The 6,846-nt window shown below is 61.3% G+C and carries 5 protein-coding genes; 1 reads left to right on the top strand and 4 read right to left on the bottom strand.

What is annotated here, in order from left to right:
- Nucleotides 1–213: 213 nt before the first annotated feature.
- The gene (locus tag RCH21_RS17045) at nucleotides 214–1,203 is read left to right on the top strand and encodes an HAD-IIA family hydrolase (RefSeq protein WP_326965405.1); all 990 of its coding nucleotides are present in this window, start codon (nucleotides 214–216) and stop codon (nucleotides 1,201–1,203) included.
- 164 nt (nucleotides 1,204–1,367) lie between these two features.
- Here RCH21_RS17045 and RCH21_RS17040 read toward each other — a convergent pair whose 3' ends face one another.
- The 4 genes from RCH21_RS17040 to RCH21_RS17025 all read right to left on the bottom strand — a co-directional run bounded on the left by RCH21_RS17040 (nucleotide 1,368) and on the right by RCH21_RS17025 (nucleotide 6,419).
- Nucleotides 1,368–2,351: an arsenic resistance protein gene (locus RCH21_RS17040; protein ID WP_326965404.1), complete on the bottom strand. Its 984-nt coding sequence runs from the start codon at nucleotides 2,349–2,351 to the stop codon at nucleotides 1,368–1,370.
- A gap of 219 nt (nucleotides 2,352–2,570) precedes the next feature.
- On the bottom strand, nucleotides 2,571–3,752 hold the full coding sequence (locus tag RCH21_RS17035; RefSeq protein WP_326965403.1) for a cation:proton antiporter: 1,182 nt from the start codon (nucleotides 3,750–3,752) through the stop codon (nucleotides 2,571–2,573).
- Between the two features lie 281 nt (nucleotides 3,753–4,033).
- Nucleotides 4,034–4,705: a DUF5134 domain-containing protein gene (locus tag RCH21_RS17030; RefSeq protein ID WP_326965402.1), complete on the bottom strand. Its 672-nt coding sequence runs from the start codon at nucleotides 4,703–4,705 to the stop codon at nucleotides 4,034–4,036.
- A gap of 211 nt (nucleotides 4,706–4,916) precedes the next feature.
- Nucleotides 4,917–6,419, bottom strand: coding sequence for an APC family permease (locus RCH21_RS17025; protein ID WP_326965401.1), 1,503 nt, complete (start codon nucleotides 6,417–6,419; stop codon nucleotides 4,917–4,919).
- Nucleotides 6,420–6,846 lie beyond the last annotated feature (427 nt).

Below are 6,846 nucleotides of genomic sequence, written 5' to 3'. Positions count from 1 at the left end.
GTGCCTCGGCCGAGGCCGGTCTCGCGGCGCGTATCGTCGAGGCTGCGGTGTCCCTGGGCTCTGCCGGGCAGAAGCTCTGATCCCGGTGGCTGAGGCATTCCGCAGGAACCTGATGGGCCCCGAGCCCACCCTCCTACCGGAGGAATCCGACGTCGTCGCACGCCTCACAGCACACCACGCGCGGACCAGCAATGCCAGCGAGAGTGGTAGTCGATGACCGCACGGTTGATTGATGGTTTCGATGGCCTGCTCGCAGATCTCGACGGCGTGGTGTACGTGGGACCGCGGGTGATCGACGGGGCGACCGAAGCCCTCGAACGGCTCGCGGAGGAGGGCAAGAGCCTGGCGTACGTCACGAACAACGCGTCCCGCTCCTCCGAGCAGGTCGCTTCCCATCTGCGGGAGCTGGGGGCACCTGCCATTGCTGCGCAGGTCTTCGGATCCGCGCTGGCCGGTGCAGAGTTGCTCGCCGGGAATGTTGCCCCGGGCGCATCGGTGCTGGTCGTCGGGAGTCAGACCCTCGCGGACGCCGTCAGGGCGCAGGGACTGATCGTCGTACCGTCCGCGGCCGATCGGCCGGACGCCGTCATCCAGGGGTTCTCCCCCACGCTTACGTGGAAGGACCTGGCCGAGGCCTCCTACGCGGTCGCCGCGGGTGCCGTCTGGGTAGCGACGAACACGGATATGTCGCTTCCCCAGGAACAGGGGTTCGCTCCCGGCAACGGAACAATGGTGGCTGCAGTTGCAGCGGCGACCGGCAAGTCGCCCATGGTGGCCGGGAAACCCGAAGCAGCCCTGTTCGAGACCGCGGCACGCCACTCCGGCGTCGAGCGGGCTCTCGTCATCGGGGACCGGCTGGACACCGACATCCTGGGCGGAAATCGCGCCGGCATGGCAACAGTCCTCGTCCTCACAGGCGTGGACACGGTCCAAACAGCCCTGGCTGCGTGCGTGAGCGAGCGTCCGGACTACCTGATCCGCTCCATGAGCGAGCTCTACGAGGAGTACCCAACGATCACGACCGACGACGGCAACTACATCTGTGGCACCGCGGTAGCCAGAGTGTCGGGATCAACGGTAAGTATCAACGGTCACCAAGACGACCTCGACAGCTGGCGCGCTGCCTGCGCCGCCTGGTGGGCCGCCCACCCCGACACGACACCAGACGCTGATCCAAAGCCCGTGTTCGCGACAGCCCGATAGCGACCGACACTCACCGGTTATCGATCCGATCCCGTTGATCGACACCTTGCGCAGCAACTGCACGATAGGAGACCGGTGCCGGCCCCCGAAGCTACACGATGCACTGCTTGAATGAGGGAGTGTGTGGCACTGGCCCCAGCCGGTAGGGCTGAGGCGCGAGTGAGTCATGCGTGGCTGGTGATGTTGCGTGGAATCAGTCGGGGTAGGGCTTTGACGTAGGTGACCATGCCGAGGAGCTCGACGAGCGTTTGGGTGACGACGACCAGTGCTACCAGGGCCAAGGGTTCCGGTAGTGCCAGGGCCAGCGGAAGAACGACGAGGGAGTTCCTGGTCGCTCCGCTGAAGACCACGGCGGTCGTGCTGCCCGCGTCAAGGCGGGCGGTGCGTGCGGCGACCATCCCTACGGGGACCATGATGACCAGGAACGCGATGTAGATCGGTATGACCGCAACCAGTGAGCGTAGCTCCTGCCCAACGCCGACGATCTGGGAACCGATCACAATCGCCAAGGTGAGCATCATCAGGGGAACCATAAGGCCCTGCATGAGGTCCATGAGGTGACGGGCTGCCAGGACTCGGCCTGCCCACCGCTGGGTCAGTGCGGCCGCAACCAACGGGATGATGATCAGCACGACGAGGGCTTCGATGAAGGGCCCCGGTTCGATGGCTGAGACCAGGTCCGGGCCGATGAAGATCAGCAGGTAGAGCGGCAGTAACAGCATTTGGGTGAGCATCAGCAGTGGTGCGGCCGCCAGGAGCCGGTCGCTTGATCCGCCGGCCAACCCGGAGAACACGATGACGTAATCAATACATGGTGCGAGCAGGACCATCATCACCCCGACCAGCAGGGCCTGGTCGTCCGCGACGAAGCGGGACAGGCCGAACACGATGACGGGCACGATGAGGAAGTTCAGGATCATAACGGTGGCCATGAAACGTCCATCACGCACCGCCTGCCCGATCTTCGCGAACGGTATCCCGAGGAATGTAGCGAACAGCAGCACACCCAGCACCGGGGTGATCAACACTTCCAGCGGCTCAGCGGCTGCTGGAATCAGCCACCCGCCGAGGCCACCGGCAGCGATGGCCACAAGATAGAGGGGAATCTGCTGCCGTTCCATGCCCTCCACGAGGCGCACTGTATTCATGATCCGACCCTACGCGCATTACCCATGCAGGTCGGTGACGCGCCCGGCCAGTAGCGAACTGCTGAGAGGTTCATCAATTCCTTACCTGCTCGGACGAGCTTCGCGGGTGTAATAATTTTTGGTCGCTGGATGCTCCCGCCAAACTCCACCGACCACCCGGGGGACTTCCCCATATCTTTCAATAACTTCATATCCATCAACCGGGGATGGGCGATTCACCTAGGTTTTTCCTACGCTGTCGTTCGATGGGCTGAATATTCCCACCAACGGTTCGATGTAGCGTGCGGCCAACGGACCGACAACGGCCATGATCAGCACATAGGCCGTTGCCAAGGCTGCCAATTCCTGGGTGACGGCGCCGGAAGCGACCGCCAGTCCGGCGATGACGATGGAAAACTCCCCGCGCGCCACAAGCGTCGCTCCGGCACGGAGCCGGCCCGAGCGGGTGATGCCCACTCGCTTTGCGGCCCAGATACCGGTGGCCATCTTGGTCGCCGCAGTGATGACAGCGAGGACTAGCGCCCAACCAAGTACTGGCGGGATGGAAGCAGGATCAGTGTTCAACCCGAACGCCACGAAGAAGATCGCGGCGAAGAGGTCCCGCAAAGGTGCCAGAAGGCGTGTGGCGTTGTGCGATGTGGCACCGGAGATCGCGATGCCGAGCATGAATGCTCCCACTGCCGCCGAGACCTGCATGGCTGATGCGACGCCGGCTACGAGTAGTGCCGCACCCAAGACGTTCAGGAGGAATACCTCGGAGTTCTCGCTGTCGACAGCTCTGGATACATGGTGTCCGTGACGCAGCGCAACCACGAGGACCAGGCTCACCACAGCCAGTGCAATGCCGACCGTGGTGAGCCCACCGAGGAAACTGACGCCCGCAAGGATGGCCGTGAGCACGGGAAGGTATATAGCCATGGCCAGGTCCTCGAACACGAGAATGGAGATCACCACACGGGTTTCGCGGTTGCCCATGCGGCCTAGATCAGTGATGACTTTCGCTGCGATCCCCGACGAGGAGATGTAAGTGACTCCCCCCATCACCACGGCACCTACGAAACCCCAGTTCAGGAACAGGGCAAGCGCTGCTCCCGGTAGGAAGTTCAGGAAGAGGTCGAGAATTCCGGCCTGCCATGACCTTCGCAGCCCGGCGAAAAGCTCGGACGCCGTGTACTCCAGTCCGAGCATAAGGAGCAGCAGGATGACGCCGATTTCCGCGGAAAGGTGCGAAAATTCCTGCATGCCGTCGAGCTCGATGAATCCGCCCGTGCCGAAGGCTAGCCCGCCCAGGAGATAGAGCGGGACGGGAGACACTCCCACCCGTCCGGCCAGCCTCGCCAACAGGCCGAGGCAGAACACGACAGCCCCCAGTTCAATGAGCGTCAGGGCCGGTGAATTCACGCCCGCTACCCCTGACCGAAGCGGAACGGGTGACTTGTCGTCACGGAGGAGAGCGCGGATGAAACTACCGCTGCATCACGAGTTTGACCAGCGGACGGACGGCGATCACCACGTCCGAGGACGACAGACACGACGCTGGGGGTGATGATGCTCATGACGGCTTCCTCTCTGAAGCTTCCACTCGCCGAATAGACCTGGTGAATCATTCTTGTCGACGCCAGTCGACGATTGCCTGCACGCGCAGGCTATGTGCCACACCACCATGCGCGACGGTATGTCGTTCATGCCGTCATCGTGGCGAACATCAGGGCCATGGCGGCAGCTCCGAGGGCTTGGAGGCCGTGCTCCGTGCGACCGAAATGCCATGGGATCACTTGGTTTCGGGTCCTGGCTTTTGTCGTCCGCCCGCGCAGTAGAAGGACGAGGAACACTACCGCTGCAACACCGAAGAGCGCTGTCAGGAGGAGGGCCAGGTCGGGTAAGTGACTCGTTCCTGAGTCTGCTGCACCCTGGGCCGCCTGTGTCTGGTCTGCAGGTGCCATTGCATGGTGACCGTGTGGCACATTGGTCGATGCCGGAACGGGGCCATGACCGGCGCTGCTTGAAGGGGCCATCATTGCGACCATGAAGGCCGCACCGGCCATGGTGATGCTGTGATAAACACATTTCAGCCGGCCCTGACGACCTGCGCAAAGTATTTTGAATTCCGGTCGCGCAACTGCCTGAATAACGAACCACAGCGCTGCACCGGTGAGGACTGCGATCTGGGCCAGCATGGTCGACGATGCCAGGTTCCACAACATTGCAACCATCAGCACGTTCATGAATCCATGAAGACTCTCATTGACCCGGTCTGTGAACTGGTGGGACCTTGCCGCGTGCAGAAGATGATAGCCACCGCTCAGCAGCAGGACGGCCGTGAAAGTCCAGGTGATTGCCGGGATAGTAAACACGGGGGCCACACTCTCACTGATCATTGTGGGGGTTAGCTAAGGAGTGGGGTCCCCGATGCTGTTTCCAGCACCGGGGACCGCCCGTTGGATACCGCTCCTTCTCCAGGTTCCGGATAGGTCCCAAACCGGTCAGGCGCATCGGCCTCGGATCTTGCTCGTCCAGGCCTAGGAGACGAGCATCGCTAACGGAAGCGACGTAGGCAGGTTCTTGTCACCTGATGGGATCTGAAAGCTTTTCCAGATCTGCGGCCTCGTCATCCAAATCGTGATCTGAAGAGCGAATAGCGGCTGCTTCCTTATCGTGGCGTCTCAGCTCATGTTGTGTGTAGAACCAGATGGGTACGTAAATCCCCAGTACGCCGAAGGCCACGATGGTGGAGGTCCACCCGATTTCGAGGCTGTTCAGGTAGACCACACCGATCACGCTCAGGGGCACATTGAACAAACCGAAGAACAGGCCGACACCCTTCCAACCCTTGGGTGCCAGGAACGGCCTTTTCAGGTCAGCGTAGGCAGGGTTGTTTTTCGTGACGACGTAGGCGAACAGGCTGAGGCCGTGGGCGATGGTGTAGCCGATCGCTGAGGCCGCAAGAACCGCGGCAGCGTTTCCCATCGAAATCAGGAAGAGGTTGAAGACCGCGATGACTATCAGCGAAATATAGGGGGTTCCGTGGCTGTTGGTGCGACGGAACATACTGGGAAGGTTACCCTCCACCGCCATGGAGTGCATGGCGCGGGAGGAGCCAAGGTATGCGGTCTGGATGATCAGGACCATGGCGGCCATCAACATGACGATAACGACGGTGAGCATGATACCGGTCTGACCGAAGACCGCCTGCGCCACCGGGATCAGGGGTGATACGGATTCGGCAATGACACCGTCGACTCCGAGCACGCCGATTACTGAGGCCTGCATCAGGACATACAGGAGCAAGCAGATGATGCCGCAGGCGAACAGTGCCTTCGGAGCATCCTTGGACGGGTTCTTGTACTCGGGGCCATACATGGCTGCCGTTTCCCAGGCACAGGCACTCCAGTGGGCGATTCCGAAGACACCGAAGAGGATCAGGATATGGTGCATGTCCCAGGCCCAGTCGGTCGGCCACCAGTTGCCGGTGATGTTGCTCATCTCGACGTGTCCGGTCGCAAAGGGCGCCACGGTCAGGATGACCAGCGGTATCAACGATAGAGCTGCCAGGAAGTAGCTCAGGATGGCGCCGTCCTTGAGGCCGAACCAGTTCACCGCGAACAATCCACCGAAAATCACCACACCTGCCCCGAGGGACAGCTGGTACTCGGTGAATGCTGCGCCCAGCGCCGGAAACAGTTCGTGCAGGTAGCCACCGACCAGCAGGGCGAAGATCGCCAGGATGGGGTTCCAGCCGAACCAGTAGCTCCAGGCGGTGAACCCACCGATGAGCTTGCCCTTGCCGTGCCGACCCGGGTATTTGTCGGCATATATGTGCTGTGCGAAACCTGGCACCCCAGAGGCTTTGGGAAAGGTGGTAGCCATCTCTGCGTATGCGGTGTTCTGGAAGAAACCCTGAACGGTCGATAATGCCCAGATCAGAATAGCTGCAGCAGAAACGTACAGTGGGAGGTAACCCAGAGATGGAAGAATCAGCAGTGGCACGCCCAACGCGATAGCCGTACCCTGCTTCCAGTCGATTGATCTTTTGAGACCATCGACTCCATCCATATGCTTTTCACTCATAACAATCTTCCTTTGACAACGGTGTCGGAACTTCTAGTTATGTCGACCGTTGGCCAGCGCCTATGGGACGGATTCCGCCGTGCGAAGTAGATGCAGGTCAGTAAGTCGGGGGTTTCGTGGTGTGCAGACGCGCAAGGGAATATCCCTGTGTGCTGATGCGAAGTGGAGGTCCTGTCGTAACCGGAGGCCGGCCAGCCCCCTGGTCCGCAGTCGTTCGTCAAATCGAACGGGGTAGGAAAGGCTGAGGTCCCGGAGAGCGCTGTGGCGGTAAGCCGTGTTACGTCCCCCGGGACCTCAGTGAAACAATTGCTGATCAGGCAGCTGGATACTGCTTAGTGGGTGGTTTGTCCTTGGTCTGAGCTGCAGTGGTTGGCTGTGGCTGATACGCGGGGTAGGTCCAGGGTGGGGTTCTGGTCGAAGAAGCCGT

This window comes from Arthrobacter sp. PL16 (assembly GCF_035985055.1).
Taxonomy (GTDB): domain Bacteria; phylum Actinomycetota; class Actinomycetes; order Actinomycetales; family Micrococcaceae; genus Arthrobacter_D; species Arthrobacter_D cheniae.
This window is presented reverse-complemented; position numbering and strand designations above follow the sequence as displayed.

Excerpts from the sequence above, each read along its gene's own strand:
- RCH21_RS17045 (WP_326965405.1), top strand. The coding sequence starts at position 214 with ATGACCGCACGGTTGATTGATGGTTTCGATGGCCTGCTCGCAGATCTC.
- RCH21_RS17040 (WP_326965404.1), bottom strand. The coding sequence starts at position 2,351 with ATGAATACAGTGCGCCTCGTGGAGGGCATGGAACGGCAGCAGATTCCC.
- RCH21_RS17025 (WP_326965401.1), bottom strand. The coding sequence starts at position 6,419 with ATGAGTGAAAAGCATATGGATGGAGTCGATGGTCTCAAAAGATCAATC.